Source organism: Rothia sp. HMSC036D11, assembly GCF_001814205.1.
In the GTDB taxonomy this organism is placed as follows: Bacteria; Actinomycetota; Actinomycetes; order Actinomycetales; family Micrococcaceae; genus Rothia; species Rothia dentocariosa.
Genome location: NZ_KV815272.1, coordinates 98,764 through 113,859, shown reverse-complemented (window position 1 = coordinate 113,859; position 15,096 = coordinate 98,764). Strand labels below are relative to the sequence as shown.

The 15,096-nt window shown below is 55.6% G+C and carries 12 protein-coding genes; 10 read left to right on the top strand and 2 right to left on the bottom strand.

Annotated elements, in window-relative coordinates:
* Nucleotides 1-66 precede the first annotated feature (66 nt).
* The 4 genes from HMPREF2958_RS00465 to HMPREF2958_RS00450 all read left to right on the top strand — a co-directional run bounded on the left by HMPREF2958_RS00465 (nt 67) and on the right by HMPREF2958_RS00450 (nt 3,093).
* Nucleotides 67-501 carry a hypothetical protein gene (locus HMPREF2958_RS00465; RefSeq protein ID WP_246827961.1) on the top strand — a complete coding sequence of 145 codons (435 nt, stop codon included), beginning with the start codon at nt 67-69 and terminating at the stop codon, nt 499-501.
* Nucleotides 498-1,346 (top strand): exodeoxyribonuclease III, encoded by an 849-nt coding sequence (locus HMPREF2958_RS00460; RefSeq protein WP_048754443.1) that lies wholly within the window; start codon nt 498-500, stop codon nt 1,344-1,346. Before HMPREF2958_RS00465 ends, HMPREF2958_RS00460 begins: the two co-directional genes overlap by 4 nt.
* A gap of 80 nt (nt 1,347-1,426) precedes the next feature.
* Nucleotides 1,427-2,491 carry a tryptophan--tRNA ligase gene (gene trpS, locus HMPREF2958_RS00455; RefSeq protein ID WP_070695804.1) on the top strand — a complete coding sequence of 355 codons (1,065 nt, stop codon included), beginning with the start codon at nt 1,427-1,429 and terminating at the stop codon, nt 2,489-2,491.
* Nucleotides 2,492-2,508: 17 nt separating this feature from the next.
* Complete coding sequence (locus HMPREF2958_RS00450; RefSeq protein ID WP_070695803.1) at nt 2,509-3,093, top strand: 2'-5' RNA ligase family protein; 585 nt, start codon at nt 2,509-2,511, stop codon at nt 3,091-3,093.
* Between the two features lie 88 nt (nt 3,094-3,181).
* On the opposite strand, the gene HMPREF2958_RS00445 is transcribed toward HMPREF2958_RS00450, so the two are convergent.
* On the bottom strand, nt 3,182-4,498 hold the full coding sequence (locus tag HMPREF2958_RS00445) for a hypothetical protein (RefSeq protein ID WP_070695802.1): 1,317 nt from the start codon (nt 4,496-4,498) through the stop codon (nt 3,182-3,184).
* Nucleotides 4,499-4,683: 185 nt separating this feature from the next.
* The gene (locus HMPREF2958_RS00440; protein ID WP_070695801.1) at nt 4,684-5,793 is read right to left on the bottom strand and encodes a mannose-1-phosphate guanylyltransferase; all 1,110 of its coding nucleotides are present in this window, start codon (nt 5,791-5,793) and stop codon (nt 4,684-4,686) included.
* 333 nt (nt 5,794-6,126) lie between these two features.
* Here HMPREF2958_RS00440 and sdhC point away from each other — a divergent pair, with 333 nt between their 5' ends.
* The 6 genes from sdhC (at nt 6,127) to HMPREF2958_RS00410 (ending at nt 15,094) form a co-directional block, all read left to right on the top strand.
* Nucleotides 6,127-6,585, top strand: coding sequence for a succinate dehydrogenase, cytochrome b556 subunit (sdhC, locus tag HMPREF2958_RS00435; RefSeq protein WP_037231971.1), 459 nt, complete (start codon nt 6,127-6,129; stop codon nt 6,583-6,585).
* A 3-nt stretch (nt 6,586-6,588) separates the two neighbouring features.
* Nucleotides 6,589-7,074 (top strand): succinate dehydrogenase hydrophobic membrane anchor subunit, encoded by a 486-nt coding sequence (locus HMPREF2958_RS00430; RefSeq protein ID WP_013398562.1) that lies wholly within the window; start codon nt 6,589-6,591, stop codon nt 7,072-7,074.
* 42 nt (nt 7,075-7,116) lie between these two features.
* A complete protein-coding gene (gene sdhA / locus HMPREF2958_RS00425) occupies nt 7,117-8,880 on the top strand; it encodes a succinate dehydrogenase flavoprotein subunit (protein WP_013398563.1) in 1,764 nt (587 codons plus the stop codon).
* Nucleotide 8,881: 1 nt separating this feature from the next.
* Nucleotides 8,882-9,670, top strand: a complete 789-nt coding sequence (locus HMPREF2958_RS00420) for a succinate dehydrogenase iron-sulfur subunit (protein ID WP_013398564.1) — start codon at nt 8,882-8,884, stop codon at nt 9,668-9,670.
* A 284-nt stretch (nt 9,671-9,954) separates the two neighbouring features.
* Complete coding sequence (locus HMPREF2958_RS00415) at nt 9,955-11,205, top strand: amidohydrolase (protein WP_041321697.1); 1,251 nt, start codon at nt 9,955-9,957, stop codon at nt 11,203-11,205.
* Between the two features lie 313 nt (nt 11,206-11,518).
* Nucleotides 11,519-15,094, top strand: a complete 3,576-nt coding sequence (locus HMPREF2958_RS00410) for a hypothetical protein (RefSeq protein ID WP_070695800.1) — start codon at nt 11,519-11,521, stop codon at nt 15,092-15,094.
* Nucleotides 15,095-15,096: the final 2 nt, after the last annotated feature.

Below are 15,096 nucleotides of genomic sequence, written 5' to 3'. Positions count from 1 at the left end.
CCACGTGTATGTCGAGGCATTTATCCTGGCATAATTGATGTTATGCACACACGCGAGCAAAATTCTGTGACCACCGCCGAGCCCGGTAAAGCCCCTGTGCGTAAAGCCATTATTGGGTCCTGCATCGGCGTTGGGCTCCTAGTACTTCTTCTCGTTCTGGCAATTTTCAACGCCAACAGCGTGCTCGGTTGGATCTTGGCCGGGCTTATTCTCGGATGGTTGGCGCTCGCCGTCTACTTAGTGCGTATCGTGCTGGTATCCATCAAACAGGATCGTGCCGAATTTAGCCGCATCCACCGCGAAGAATTGGATGCGATGCTCGCCGATAAACTTGCCCATAGCTTTCAGATCGTGCTTGTGCAGTCCCGCGAAATCGCCAACTACCTCACGGACGACAGCGAAGAATCTCGCGCCATGATCGAGCGGGCTTTAGATACTATTAACACCACAGCGTCCAATGGGATGGGAATGGTCAACGACGAAATGAGGGGTGAAGAATGAGCCGCGCCGCTAAAACTCTGCGCGTCGCCAGCGTGAACGTCAACGGTATTCGTGCCGCCTACAGGAAAGATATGGCCACGTGGCTCGCTGGCCGCGACGTTGATATTCTCTGTCTGCAGGAGGTTCGTGCCCCCGATAAGATCGTGCGCGAACTTCTCAACGAAGACGACTGGAATATTCTGCACGCCGAAGCCGCCGCCAAAGGACGCGCCGGGGTATTGGTGGCAACCCGCAAGCACCCCAATGTGAACGGTGAGCTTCTGAAAAACCAGCCTGTCGCCACCCGCTCCACGATCGGCGAAGACTATTTCGCGGACGCTGGCCGCTGGGTTGAGGCGGACTACACCCTGCCCACCGGCGAAACCCTGACCGTCGTAAGCGCCTACGTGCACTCCGGGGAGGTTGGTACGCCCCGCCAGGATGACAAGTACCGCTTTCTCGACCGCATGCTCGTGCGCCTGCCCGAACTCGCTCAGCACTCAGATCACGTGCTCATTGTGGGAGACCTCAACGTGGGGCACACCGAGCTCGACATTAAAAACTGGAAGGCAAACCAGAAACGCGCCGGTTTCCTGCCTGAAGAACGCGCATACTTCGATAAATTCTTTGGCGAAATCGGCTATGAAGACGTGGCGCGTAAACTCGCGGGTGAGGTGCCCGGGCCCTATACCTGGTGGTCCTACCGCGGCAAAGCTTTCGATAACGACGCTGGGTGGCGCATCGACTACCATATGGCTACCCCAGCGCTCGCCGCGAAAGCCGTGGAAGCAACGGTCGATCGTGCCGCCTCCTATGATGAACGGTTCAGCGATCACGCGCCGCTTGTCGTCGATTACCAGTTCTAGAATTCACCCGCCGATAAGATGCCGGATGCGCTGGCTAACCGGCCGCCCGCATCGTGCGCCCCTTGAAGAAAGTATCTATCATGTCTGACGAAAAGAAACAGGATAAATCACTCATTCCCAATGCGTCTTTGGATCGTGTGCGTGTCTACTCCGGCGCGCAGCCTTCCGCGGATTCGATGCATTTGGGCAACTATATTGGCGCGGTGAACAACTGGGTTGCCCTGCAGGAAGACCCCGCCAACGAGTGCCTGTTCTTTATTCCCGATATGCACGCCATTACCGTGCCCCAAGACCCACAGTCCCTGCGCGAACGCACCCGCCTGACCGCCGCCCAGTATATTGCCGCTGGTATTGACCCCGCGCGCTCCCCGTTCTTCGTGCAGTCGCAGGTGCCTGAGCACGCGCAGCTTGCCTGGGTACTGAACTGCTTCACGGGTTTTGGTGAGGCATCACGCATGACCCAGTTCAAGGACAAATCGCAGAAGCAGGGTGCCGATAACGCCTCGGTGGGGTTATTCACCTACCCGGTGCTGATGGCAGCGGATATTCTGCTGTACCAGGTCGATGGCGTACCGGTGGGAGAGGATCAGCGCCAGCACCTAGAGCTTACCCGCAACTTGGCGCAACGGTTTAACTCGCGCTTTGGCGAAACCTTCGTGGTGCCCGAACCCATTATTTTGAAGGAAACCGCCAAGATTTATGATTTGCAGGACCCGACCTCGAAGATGTCGAAATCTGCCGCCTCCGATAAAGGCCTTATCAAACTTTTGGATGAGCCGAAGGCGACCGTGAAGAAGATTAAGTCTGCCGTGACCGACGACGGCTCCGTTATTGCTTATGATCGTGAGGCGAAACCTGGCGTCTCTAATCTGCTCTCGATCTATTCCGCGATGACTGGCGAGAGCATCGACTCTCTTGTCAAACGTTATGAGGGTAAAATGTACGGTCATCTTAAGGTTGATTTGGCGGATGTTGTGGTCGAGAAACTTTCGCCCCTGCGTGAGCGTACCCTAGAGCTTATGGCGGACCCCGCCGAGCTTGACCGCTTGCTGGCACTGGGCGCTCAGAAAGCTCGTGAAATAGCGACTGTTACTATCGAGAATGTCTACGATAAAGTGGGTTTTTTGCCCGCCCAGCGCGGCTAGACCGAAGGAGGTACGCTGTGACTGTTAAGAACACCTGCGAGAATCTATCACACACTGAGGAATCGCCCACTCTTCACCCCGGACAGCGTTATTTGAGTCTGATCGCCCACGTGAACGGACCGTTGGGGCAGCGTCTTGTGGACTGGAAGAAGAGAACCGGCATGACTCTTCCCACTGATTTGAGTAATCATGTGACTGTGTACGTTAGTGAGCTGACCGAGCAGAATGAGAACGATTGGCGTTCGGATGCACTGGCGCATTCACTCGCCGCAATTGGTACGGTGCAGGCTTGTGCTGGGGGAGTGTGCACCTTCCGCCCAAACTCTGAGATCGAGTATCTGGACGTTATCTTAGGCGCCGATACTTTTGCCGAACTTCATGGTGCGTGCGTGCAGGAGTTAGGGCAGTGGGCATCGCCTTTCCCTTACGTTCCGCATATCACCTTGGGGCGTTCTTTGATGCCGGATCAGGTGCGGCAGGCGCATCGGATTTTCGACGATTTACCAGAACAAGAACGTTCGTTCACGGTAGATACTCTGCACGTATATGCCTATGATGGCGCGGATTGGGAACCTCTGGGAGCACTATCTCTTCAGTCTTAGCTGCGCCCCACAATCTTAAATATATATACCTACAGAGCAAGCCCCGATACCTAAACCGGTATCGGGGCTTGCGCTCTCTAACTTCTTCCTAGTGGGAGTCCGCAGTTACGGGTGCCGCATTCGCTGAAGAGACACCGCTGAGTTCATTAGGAACCTGCGGCAGATCGATGCTCATGAGGGTCTTTGGATGAGAAGCATCCGAGAGTGATACCGCGTGAAGCTTCTTCGTCTCAGGGTCGGTCACATAGGCGGTTTTACCGTCTACCCACAATGCCGGGCGAGGATCCTGCCAAGTTTCTGACTCGGTCCACGTATTCATTAGTTGTACAGACCCAAGTTCGGTGCCGTTTGCCGGGTCGTAGATACGCAGCTTACCGTCCGTGGTCAGCAGCAGAGCCTCGCCGTTAGGCCCGCGGCCCATGGAACGGAAGGTGTAGCTGACTCCTTTGGGGAGCGAGTATACCTCTCGCGTGCGGTTGACCGTATCAATGATGGCAAACTTCTCAGGGCGCTCAAGTTTGGCATCCTTATCCGTCTTATAATCCGCCAGAACATAAGGGGAATCCGCCGTTCCTGCCTGGTTGCCCGAGCGTGAGTAGGGATCTTGAGGGTTTGTCACCTTCGTGAAAGTGCCGTCCCGGTAGATGAGTACGCCGTCGGTGCATCCGATCGTGAAGGTATTATCCCGCGCGATAGCTTCGCCGTGTACACCGGGGCATTCCTTGTTCTCCGTTATGGTCTTACCGTTAGCGTCTACCACGGCTGCGCCCGTGCGGGTTTTGGAATCCCCGACTGCTACGAGGTACTGGTCATTCGGCAGGGGGATAGCGAATCCGTGGTGAGGATTGGGGAGCTTAACCTGCTTGGTTTCAAGGTTAGTTGCCGTGCGTTTATTGGATACCAGGTTTGCGGGGTCGTATACGTCGAAGGTGCCGGTACCGTCTGCGAATGCCGCAACCTTACCGTTATCGGCAATAACATGCCCGGTGTGGTCGGCCTGAAGCGACAGTGTCGAGAGGCTGGGAGCGGTGGTGTAGTAGTGTGAGTGGTCACCATGTGCTACCGACCATACGCCGGTGTCGAGGAAGGCGTAGCTGGATCCGTCGGCTACGATCAGATGGCGGTTATCACCCGCATCGTTCAGGCGCAGGAAACCATCTTTGTGAATATCCTGCAGAAGCTTCATATCTTTACCGTCGTACACCATCACGCCGCCGTCATAAGTGATGGCTAGGCGGGTTGACGCGCCTTTGGCTTCAACGATGGGAGACTGCGAGGCGCTTGCGTTTGAATCCCCTGAGGATGCTCCTGCAGAAGGCTCTGAGGAGCCTGCAGAGGATGTGCCGCCCGCGCATCCTGCAAGGAGTAGGGAGGATACGAGACCGAGCGAACTTAGTGACGTCAAAAATGATTTTCGTGTGTTGAACATACACAGAGACTATCACACATGAGAATCATTATTGAATAAGTAAGAGCCGGGATATAAATAATGGGTGGATCAGCACGAATATCATGCCGATCCACCCGATGAGTGAGTGTTGAGAATGTTATAAACGCCATACGGCGTGGTTATTTAAGCGATGGCCGCTTTTAGAGAAGATCAGCCAAGCCGCGATCTTTGAGCTCGGCAACTGTGTCTTTCACGGCCTGAGCCTGCTCACGCGGTGCGACGAGGAGCGCATCGGGGGTATCAACCACCACGATATCTTCAAGGCCAATCACCGAGATCTTGCGGTTGCTGTTCGCGACAACAATACCGCTGCAGCCTTGATTGATCACATTGTCTTCGTCACCGAGAATTGTGAGGCCTTCACCATGCTTCTCTTGGTTAAGACGGGCGACGGCATCAAAGTCTCCCACGTCGTCCCAGCTGAAGGAGCCGGGGACCATCGCAACATCGCCAGCAGCAGCGGCAGGCTCAGCAACGGCGTAGTCGATTGCGGTCTTGGGGAGAGTGCCCCAAATCTGTTCCATAATGCTCTCACGCTCGGGAGTATCCCAAGCCTTGGCGATCTTCATAACCCCGGCGTAAAGCTCGGGCTCGTTCTTTTCAAGATGCTGCAGCATCAGGGATACGGGTGCCACAAACATACCTGCGTTCCAGGTGTAGTCCCCGGAATCTAGGTATTTTTGTGCGGTTTCGCTATCGGGTTTTTCAACAAAAGACTCGACCGCAAGGGCGTTCGGTGCGTGAGCAAGCCCCAGTGGAGTGCATGCTCTAATGTATCCGAACGCGCTCGACGGCTCGGTGGGGGTAATGCCGATAGTGACAATCTTGCCTGAAGCTGCCGTGATAACCGCCTCGGTCACCACGCGTTGAAATTCATCAACGGGGTTGATGACGTGATCAGCGGCAAAGGAGCCAATAATCGCATCCGGTTCACGCTCGTGAATAATAGCGCACGCTAAACCAATAGCGGCTGCAGAATCCTTCGGGGAGGGCTCCAAGACGAGGTCGGAGGCTCGTAATTCGGGAATCTGCTGGGTTACAGCGTTGGCATGAGAAGTGCCGGTCACGACCATGACGGAGCCGTTGCTCAAATCAATGAGACGATCGTAAGTATCACGCAAGAGCGATTTACCTGAGTCTGTGAGGTCGAGAAGGAACTTCGGCGCCTGAGCACGCGAAAGCGGCCACAAACGCGAACCAACACCGCCAGCTGGAATAAGCGGGCGGAAACGGGTTAATGCAGTATTCATCAGTTCCAGAATACCGGGGGCTTTTGTAATATGCCGAATTCTTAGAGTGATTTCCAGGAAAGTCTCAGATAAAAAATATCAAGAGATGCATCACATTAGGTAAAGGTTAGTTCCGCATGAACTCAGCTCACGGAGGGGTATCGCAAAATAACTATTTCGTAATTAACCTTGTAGTTTCTTGTGAAATAAGGAGACGAGGTGTCAATAAGCCTGTGAATTACCTGGTATCTTGAAACTAACAATATGAAATCACAGGAGTTGCTGAGCGCGCTTCCCGCCGAGGTTAAACACACAGACCCCGACGTCGTCTCAGCGGCGACAGGAGGTTATTCAGTGCTGAATAGTTCAAAGGGGACCCTGTACCGCGGCCGATGGGGCATGTGGTCTTGGGTCGCTCATCGTGTGACAGGTATCGCTATATTCTTCTTCCTACTGGTTCACGTACTTGATACCGCCGTTGTCCGTATCTCTCCCGAGGCATACAACAGCGTTCTCGGTCTCTACAAAAACCCCGTGATGGGTCTGGGAGAGACTGCGCTTGTGGCAGCCATCGTGTACCATGCCTTCAACGGTATTCGCATTATTCTTATCGACTTTTGGGGAACAGCTACTAACGCCAAAGTCGAGCATGTGATGAGCAAAGGCAAAGACGGTTCCCCCGAGATCAATCAAAAGGCTACCTACCCGCACATTAAGATTCTGTGGGTTGTTCTGTTCCTGTGGGCAATTACCGTTGCAGGATTCGCGGCTCGCCACCTGCCGATCGTCTTCTCACACCTTGGAGGTCACTAAGCTATGTCTACTCCACTCAAATCACGCGTTTCGGTTCCTCGCCTGCGCGATAACAAGATTGATGGTGTGAAATACAACCGCTCTTCCAGCAAGCGCAACAACTTTGAAATGTTCGCCTGGCTGGGGATGCGTTTGTCTGGCGTCGTGTTGGTGGTCCTGATTTTCGGGCACCTCTTCGTGAACCTCATGGTGGGGGACGGCATTCACGCGATCGACTTCGGTTTCGTGGGCGGTAAATGGGCAAACCCCTTCTGGCAAATCTGGGATCTGCTGCTGCTGTGGCTGGCTATGCTCCACGGCACCAACGGCATCCGCGTGGTCATTGACGATTACGCCGAAAAGGATCGTGTGCGTGTGTGGCTGAAGATTATTCTCTTCGCAGCATCCGCTTTTGTGCTGCTGGTTGGAACCCTCACGATCTTTGCTTTTGATCCCTGCCCCTCGGGCGCGGCGGCTAATCTGCTGCCTAGCTTCTGCCCGGCCCACTAAGGGTAAAACACTAAAGATTTTTGACATACGAGAGAGAGCATCATGCAGGTACATAAGTACGATGTAGTGATTGTTGGCGCTGGCGGCGCAGGTATGCGTGCCGCTATTGAGGCGGGGCAGCGCGTACGAACCGCGGTGCTGACGAAGCTATACCCCACCCGCTCGCACACCGGTGCGGCACAGGGCGGTATGTGCGCCGCTTTAGCTAACGTTGAGGAGGACAACTGGGAGTGGCATACCTTTGACACCGTCAAGGGCGGCGACTACCTTGTCGATCAGGATGCGGCAGAGATTATGGCGAAAGAAGCCATTGACGCCGTGCTCGACCTTGAAAAAATGGGTCTTCCCTTCAACCGTACCCCCGAGGGGCGCATCGATCAGCGTCGTTTTGGCGGGCATACCCGCGATCACGGTAAAGCCGCCGTGCGTCGCGCATGCTACGCTGCCGACCGCACGGGCCACATGATCCTGCAGACCCTCTACCAGAACTGCGTGCGTCACAACGTCGAGTTCTACAACGAGTTCTACGTGCTCGACCTCATTATGTCAGAAGACGAAAACGGCAACCCCCGACCTGCAGGTGTTGTCTCCTACGACCTGGCAACCGGCGAAGTACACGTTTTCCAATCGAAATCCGTGATTTTCGCATCTGGCGGATGCGGCAAGATCTTCAAGACCACCTCAAACGCGCACACCCTCACCGGCGATGGCATGGCAATCGCCCTGCGCGCAGGTCTTCCCCTAGAGGATATGGAATTTGTACAGTTCCACCCGACCGGCCTTGCGGGCCTGGGTATTCTTGTGACCGAGGGTGCTCGCGGTGAAGGCGGTATTCTGCGTAACTCCGAGGGTGAGCGTTTCATGGAACGATACGCACCGACCATTAAGGACCTAGCTCCCCGCGATATCGTGGCTCGTGCAATGGCGAACGAGGTGCGTGAAGGTCGCGGCTGTGGACCGCATAAAGACTATGTGCTTCTAGACCTCACTCACCTAGAACCAGCGCATATCGACGAGAAACTGCCGGATATTACCGAATTCGCGCGTACCTATCTGGCAGTTGAGCCGCACCACCAGCCTATTCCGGTGTTCCCCACTGCGCACTATGCGATGGGCGGTATTCCAACGAACAACGATACCGAGGTGTACCGCAACAGCGAAGAGACTATTCCAGGACTATACGCAGCCGGTGAGGTTGCCTGCGTGTCGGTGCACGGTGCAAACCGTTTAGGAACCAACTCGCTGCTGGATATTAACGTGTTCGGTAAGCGTGCTGGCCGCCGCGCCGCAGAATACGCCGCATCCGCAGAATTCGTGCCCGTTCCGGACGATGCTGCCGATCGCACTCTCGCGATGCTCAACGGTATTCGTGACGGGCAGGGCACTGAAAAGGTTGGCGCTATCCGCACCGAGCTGCAGCGTGTGATGGAAGCCGATATGCAGGTTTTCCGTACCGAAGAAACCATTCGTAAGGCACTCGCCGCCATTGACGAACTCGAAAAGCGCTACGCAAATATCTCGATTCAGGATAAAGGCAAGCGCTTCAACCTTGACCTGTTGGAGGCCGTTGAGCTCGGCTTCCTGCTACAGCTCGCCAAGGTGATGTCGGTGGGCGCACTGCACCGCCAGGAATCCCGAGGCGGTCACTACCGTGAGGACTTCCCGAAGCGCGACGACGTGAACTTCATGAAGCACTCGATGGTTTATCTAGATCCCGAGTCTGAGTTTGAGGGTGTGCAGGGTCTGCGTTTTGATACCAAGCCCGTTGTCTACACTCGTTACGAGCCCAAGGAGCGTAAGTACTAAAATGGCTGAACACGAAACTCCCGAACCGGAATCGGTCAAGCTCTTTGAAGGTATGTCCGGTTCAGACTCCGGGAACATCCCCACCTATGACGTGACGATTCGCGTGCGCCGTTACAACCCTGAAGTATCGGATAAAGCATACTGGGATGACTTCAATCTGACCATGTACCGCACCGACCGCGTGCTGGATGCATTGCACAAGATCAAGTGGGAACTCGACGGCTCGGTCTCATTCCGTCGTTCCTGCGCGCACGGTATTTGCGGGTCGGATGCGATGCGCATCAACGGACGTAACCGCCTAGCGTGCAAGACCCTGCTCAAGGATTTGGACATTACCAAGCCCATTATCGTTGAGCCGATTAAGGGTCTTCCCTGCGAAAAGGACCTGATTGTCGATATGGAGCCTTTCTTCCAGGCGTACCGCGAGATCATGCCCTTCTTCATCAATGACTCGAATGAACCGGAACGTGAGCGTCTGCAGTCTGCGGAAGAACGCGCCCGATTCGACGACACCACAAAGTGTATTCTGTGCGCGGCTTGTACCTCCTCTTGCCCCGTTTTCTGGACGGACGGTCAGTACTTCGGTCCTTCTGCCATCGTGAATGCGCATCGTTTTATCTTCGATTCGCGTGATGACGCTGGGGATCTGCGCTTGGAAATCCTCAACGATAAAGAGGGTGTGTGGCGCTGCCGCACAACCTTCAACTGCACCGAGGCTTGCCCGCGTGGCATTCAGATCACTAAGGCTATTGCCGAGGTCAAGCAGGCTATTTTGGCGCGAGCCCTCTAAGCCTGGCGGTTGGAGAACTCGTAGAGACACAAAATATGCGGTGTGGGTGCAAGGTTGGTGACGCCCACACCGCATTTTTGTTTGCGATATTAGTGCGAACTGGTACCCGCTAGTTAATTTCCGCGTCTGTAGGCAGCGGTTTCAGCCTCGTAACAATCAGTCACAATGTCATAAACCGGCCACACAACGCGATGATTCGTCACGTCGCGTACAAAAACTTCAACGAACGTAAGAGGGCAGCCGGAATGTGTGTACTGGCTGCGGATTCGCGCTATTCTCGAACTATGGTTTTTGCAAACTCACGTTACGATCTTTCGACCCCTGTCTTCGACGACTGGGTGGCTCGCATGATGCCTACCCTTGTGGAATTCCGCCGCGAGGTGCACCGTACCCCGGAGCTCTCATTCCGCGAGGTGAAAACGACTGAACGCATTATGACGACGCTGCGTGAGGCAGGGCTGAACCCTATCGCCTGCGAAGGCACCGGCTGCTACGTCGATATCGGAAACGGACCGTTTGCTTTAGCTCTTCGCGCCGATATTGATGCGCTTCCCATCGTCGAACAGACGGATCTGCCTTATTCATCGACCATACCCGGGGTGATGCACGCCTGCGGGCACGATATTCACCAGACCGTCATGCTTGGGGTTGCTCTGGCGCTTCACGAGCTGAACGAAAAGACTCCGCTGGGGCGCAGCGTGCGCATCCTGTTCCAGCCCGCCGAGGAACAGTTGCCGGGCGGGGCTGTGCAGATGATTGAGCAAGGTCTTTTACGCAATATCCCACGTGCTTTTGCCCTGCATTGCGATCCGAAGGTTGAACTGGGGAAAATTGGCACGCGCATCGGGGCGATTACGAGTGCTTCAGACACGATTAAGATTCACCTGAGTGGTCACGGTGGTCATACCTCTCGACCGCATCTGACTGAGGACCTTATCTACGCGATGAGTCAGATTGCCGTGCAGGTTCCTTCCGTGCTCACACGCCGTACCGATGTGCGTTCCGGCGTGCTGGTCGCGTGGGGGCAGGTGAGCGCCGGGGTTGCCCCGAACGCTATTCCCGCTGAAGGCTATTTGGCGGGCACCATGAGATGTCTGGATGTTGAGGTGTGGCGTCAGGCGGGCAACCTGCTGGACGAGGTAATCGAGCAGGTCGCGGTTCCCTTCGGTGTACAGGCAAGGGTCGAACATATCCGCGGCGTGCCCCCGGTCGTCAATACCGACGCGGAAACCACCATGTTGGAAAACGCGGCGCGCGCCGAATTAGGCGAAGAGTCCATCGTGTTGGTTGAGCAATCAATGGGTGGAGAAGACTTCGCGTGGATTCTGCAGGAGGTTCCAGGTTCGATGTTCCGTCTAGGAACTCGCGCCCCGGAAGATCCTGTCTATGACTTACATCAGGGGGACTACGCTCCTAATGAGCAGGCGATTGGTGTGGGTGTGCGCGTGATGGCGGCGACCGCGTTGCGTGCCGTGCGTTTTGAGCTCGCGAAGGCTGCGAAGGCCGCGAACCCGGTGCGGGATGAGGCGCGTTAATATTACGGACAACCTGTAATAGAGGATATTCCAGGCACTGGCGCCGAAGCACGCAGCACCGAGAAATATTTATGGGGCTCTCCGCCAAATCTTTACGAAAACTTTATGAAAGAACGGGTTTCGTCGCAGGAGGAATACGGCAAGTGCGGGTGCATCGCCGAAATAGCGGGCATCTGCCGGGGGAGTGGGATTGCGCCTGAAAAACCAAAATAGTGATGTCTACCCTAGAAAAAACGGTGTTAAGCCGCGCATGAACGTCAAAACCTGCGTCATACCCACTCATGAATAACATTTGCAGGATAAACTATAGGGGATGACCGAACCGCGCCGCGTCATTGCGGGGCGCCGAACAGCTGACGAGTGGGAGAACTCTGTGGGATTCTTTGGAATCGGTAAGAAGAAGTGGGAAGAGCAGGCGAAAGCCGCCCAGGCTGAGGCAGAAGCACAGGCTGACGACGTAAAATCCGCCCTCCCTAACTCCGATGCAGAGGCATCGGATCGTACCCTCGCGGAACGTGTGAATGAACAGCAGCGTTGGGAGAATTCCCTGCGCCGGTTTGTGCAGGCTGAGAGCACTCGCATGCAACAGGAAGAGCAGAAGAGCAAAGATACTTCTGACCTTAACGTCGATGCTTTGAAACAGTCCGCGCAGCACAGCGGCTCTTCTGCTGAGCCTTCGGCATCCACAGCAGGCGAAGCTAGGACTTCCGGGTCAGCAGAAAGCAAGAAAACCGTGGGTGCCTCCTTACAGGCTGCGAACGCAGATGCCGCTCAGACGGGTTATTTCACACAGGAAGCAGCCCATACATCCGACGCTTCTGCCCCGAAACGTGCACCCCAGATTTCTGAGTACCGCGCAACAAGTATGCCTGCGGACGCCTTTGAGACTAACTCTTCCGCCACTGCGGTTCCCTCATCGAACGCAGCGTCGGTTTCGGGTACCGCGTCGGCACAGACCGAAGAGGGCTCCCAGAAGCAAAACGTGCAGGACGCACTTAAAGAATTTAACGAGACGAAATACAGCACCGAGCACGAGGGGAATACCTCCTCAGTATCCTCACACGCCGATGCGGCTGCCTCCCCGTCTTCTTCTGCAGAGAAAGAATCTGCGGACATCAAGACCCCGAACGTTGAGGATCGTGAGCGGGAGAAACTTGCCGCAGGAGTCGTGTCTACCGATGCCGAAGAGAAGCCTGCTTTCGTTCCCGCGCCCGGTGTTGAGTCTAAGAACTCAAACGATAAGAAGACAGCGAACGCCGACTCGAAGTCTACGCTTGAGTCCACACCCCAAGAATCCGAATCTGCTTCGGATGTAAAAGCCTCTGCACACGAGAAAAAGTCACCTAGCCCTGAGGCTCAGGCGACGAGCGGGTTGGAGTCTTCGGGCACCCCGTCAGCCTCGAAGAAGTCCGACAAGATCGAGTTTGTCGGCTCGGGAGCCACGGGTTCTGCCAAACATCTTGATGACCGTAACGACCCTGAAACCTTGGCTCCCGGGAAGAATCGCAGCGTCGAAACTTCGGCTGAGAAGACCTCTGCCGAGAAGATGGCTGTACAGCACGAGAAGACCGTGGCAGATGAGGTCTCAGCCCACTCTTCCACAGATAAAGACTCCAAGAAACAGGACGTTGAAAAAACTGCGCGCGATGAAAAAGCCTCTCAGAACGGCGCCGCAGTCGCATCATCACATGCAGCAGCATCCGTTGAAGGGAACGAAAAGGCGGAGGTTCTCACCCCCGAGAATCCGCTGCACGACCTCGTAACTGCGATGCGCGGATACGGCTCCGGGAAGGTGTCATACGAACTGCGTCAGCTGGGCGACGATATGCACTACCGGATTTTCCATCGCGGCAGCGAAGTCGAACAGGGTGTTGTGGTTCCGACCGATGCGTGGTTCTCGTCGATTGCCTCGCTCTACGTGCGAGCCCAGGACGCGGGCAGGGTGTGGAACCGTGCCCTCGTGGTAGCAAACCCCAGCGAGAACGGGCTAGTAGCGGTACAGGCTTCGTACACGAACACCGCCGATGCATCGAGCTACACCACGGATTACGTTCTCGAAACGAGCGAGAAAGAGTCGGCTTCACAGAAAGACTCATCAGCGAAAAGCGCAGAGTCGGTGAAGGCCTCCGCCGACCAGAGCACCGCATCCACCGATGCTGCAGATCAGAAAACGTCGACCGCGAAGACCTCAGCGCTGGCTGATTCCTCCGATGATACCTCTTCGCAGAAGGAATCTGAGGCAAAGCTCGCTCAGGATAAGAGCGATGAACAGGCTAATGCTGCTGAGCCTCAGAAGGCGAAAGATTTTGAAAACCACACCCAGGACGTCAAGTCTGCTGATGCCGACAAAGCCAATACTCAAGATTCACAGAAGTCTGAGAAATCCGAACATACCGTAGATTCCGAGAAGAAGTCCTCTGGCGCTCACGAAAAGGAGCAGGAAGTTTCTGCGAAGGCTAAAGCAGATACTGCAAAGTCTGATTCTGCTACAGCAGAATCGACCAAGAGCGGTTCGAGTACACTCGCTGCAGGTACCCTTGGCACCGCAGGCGTGACAGCCGCCGGGATCGCGTCATCGTCGAAGAGTGACCGCGAGGATTCGCGCTACGAATACGATTACGATGCGGATCCGCAGAATGTCACCGGTCGTCACGATGCTCAAGCTGCTGAGCAGAGCAAGACCGAGACTGACAGTGCTAAAGCCGGTGCTGTCTCCGAGAAATCCGAGAAATCGGCGGTGTCTGGCGTATCCGCAGCCAAGGACTCTTCCGGCCTCTCCACCCCCGAAGCTGAGGTAGAGAAAACCAAGGTTGAGAAATCTTCTGAAGACGAAGAAGAACTCAACAGCATGCAGGCGGCTTTGGCGACTATCGTGGCATCCTCCGAAGCAAAGAAGACTGCATCGAACGCGAAGGAAGACGTTGCGGATACTTCCGCTGCGGTGAAGACCTCGGGTACCGGCTCGAAGTCCGCTACTGATAAGACGAGCGAGGACTCACAGAAGGCGGCTGGCTCCGAAAGCACCGTCAAGGCTGAGAGTGATGCCAAGACTGCTGAGGGTTACACCTCGGAGAATCAGAGCGCGAATGTAACTCAGGCTGCGGTGAAGGAATCCCAGGCTGGCACCACCAGTACCGACAGTTCCTCTGCACTGCCCAAGCATGTGGATGACCTCGCTCTCGTCCCCGAAGTCGAGAAGGACTCGCTGACAGGCTCGACCGACACGAAGCCTCAGGAATCGGCGTCGAATAAGCAGGATGCGCCTGCCGCGCAGACCGCATACGCTGTTGCTGCTCAGTCCGGAGAATCAACTGCAAACGGTAAGACCGCGCAGCATGAATCCGCAGATCTGCCTCCTGCAGAAGCCGAGCCGGATACCCCCGCGCATCAGGCACATTCCTCCGTGCTCGCTGGCGATGCGCTTGCCGAGGGTAACCTAGTACTTACCGACGCCAAGGTGATCGAGCATCTAGCACCGGTGACCGAAGCTCTCTTCGGCGAGAATGGCAGCGCCAAGGATGCAACGACCGTGTTGATCCGGGTGCGCTCGGTGGGCTCTTACTACGATGTGCTCACCCATGTGCGCCGCAACGGATTCTGGGAGCAAGTACGAACCTTCGAGTTAGTTTCGGAAGAAGATTTGGGTATTCCCACGCTCAAGGCCGATTCCTACAGCGAAGGTGAAGGGTCGCCACTCGCCATGAGCCTGACATTCACCCCGGGCGTGCCCGTGCAGTCTGCATTCGATTACTCGAATGAGCAGGCTTTCGTACGGTACCCCCGCCAGCTTGAGGCCGATCGCTACGTAGAGGAACTGCGCATGTTCCCGCGTCTGGGGGCTAAGATTCCGGCGCATATGGCGAATGCTCTGACTCACTGGAGCATGTAGGA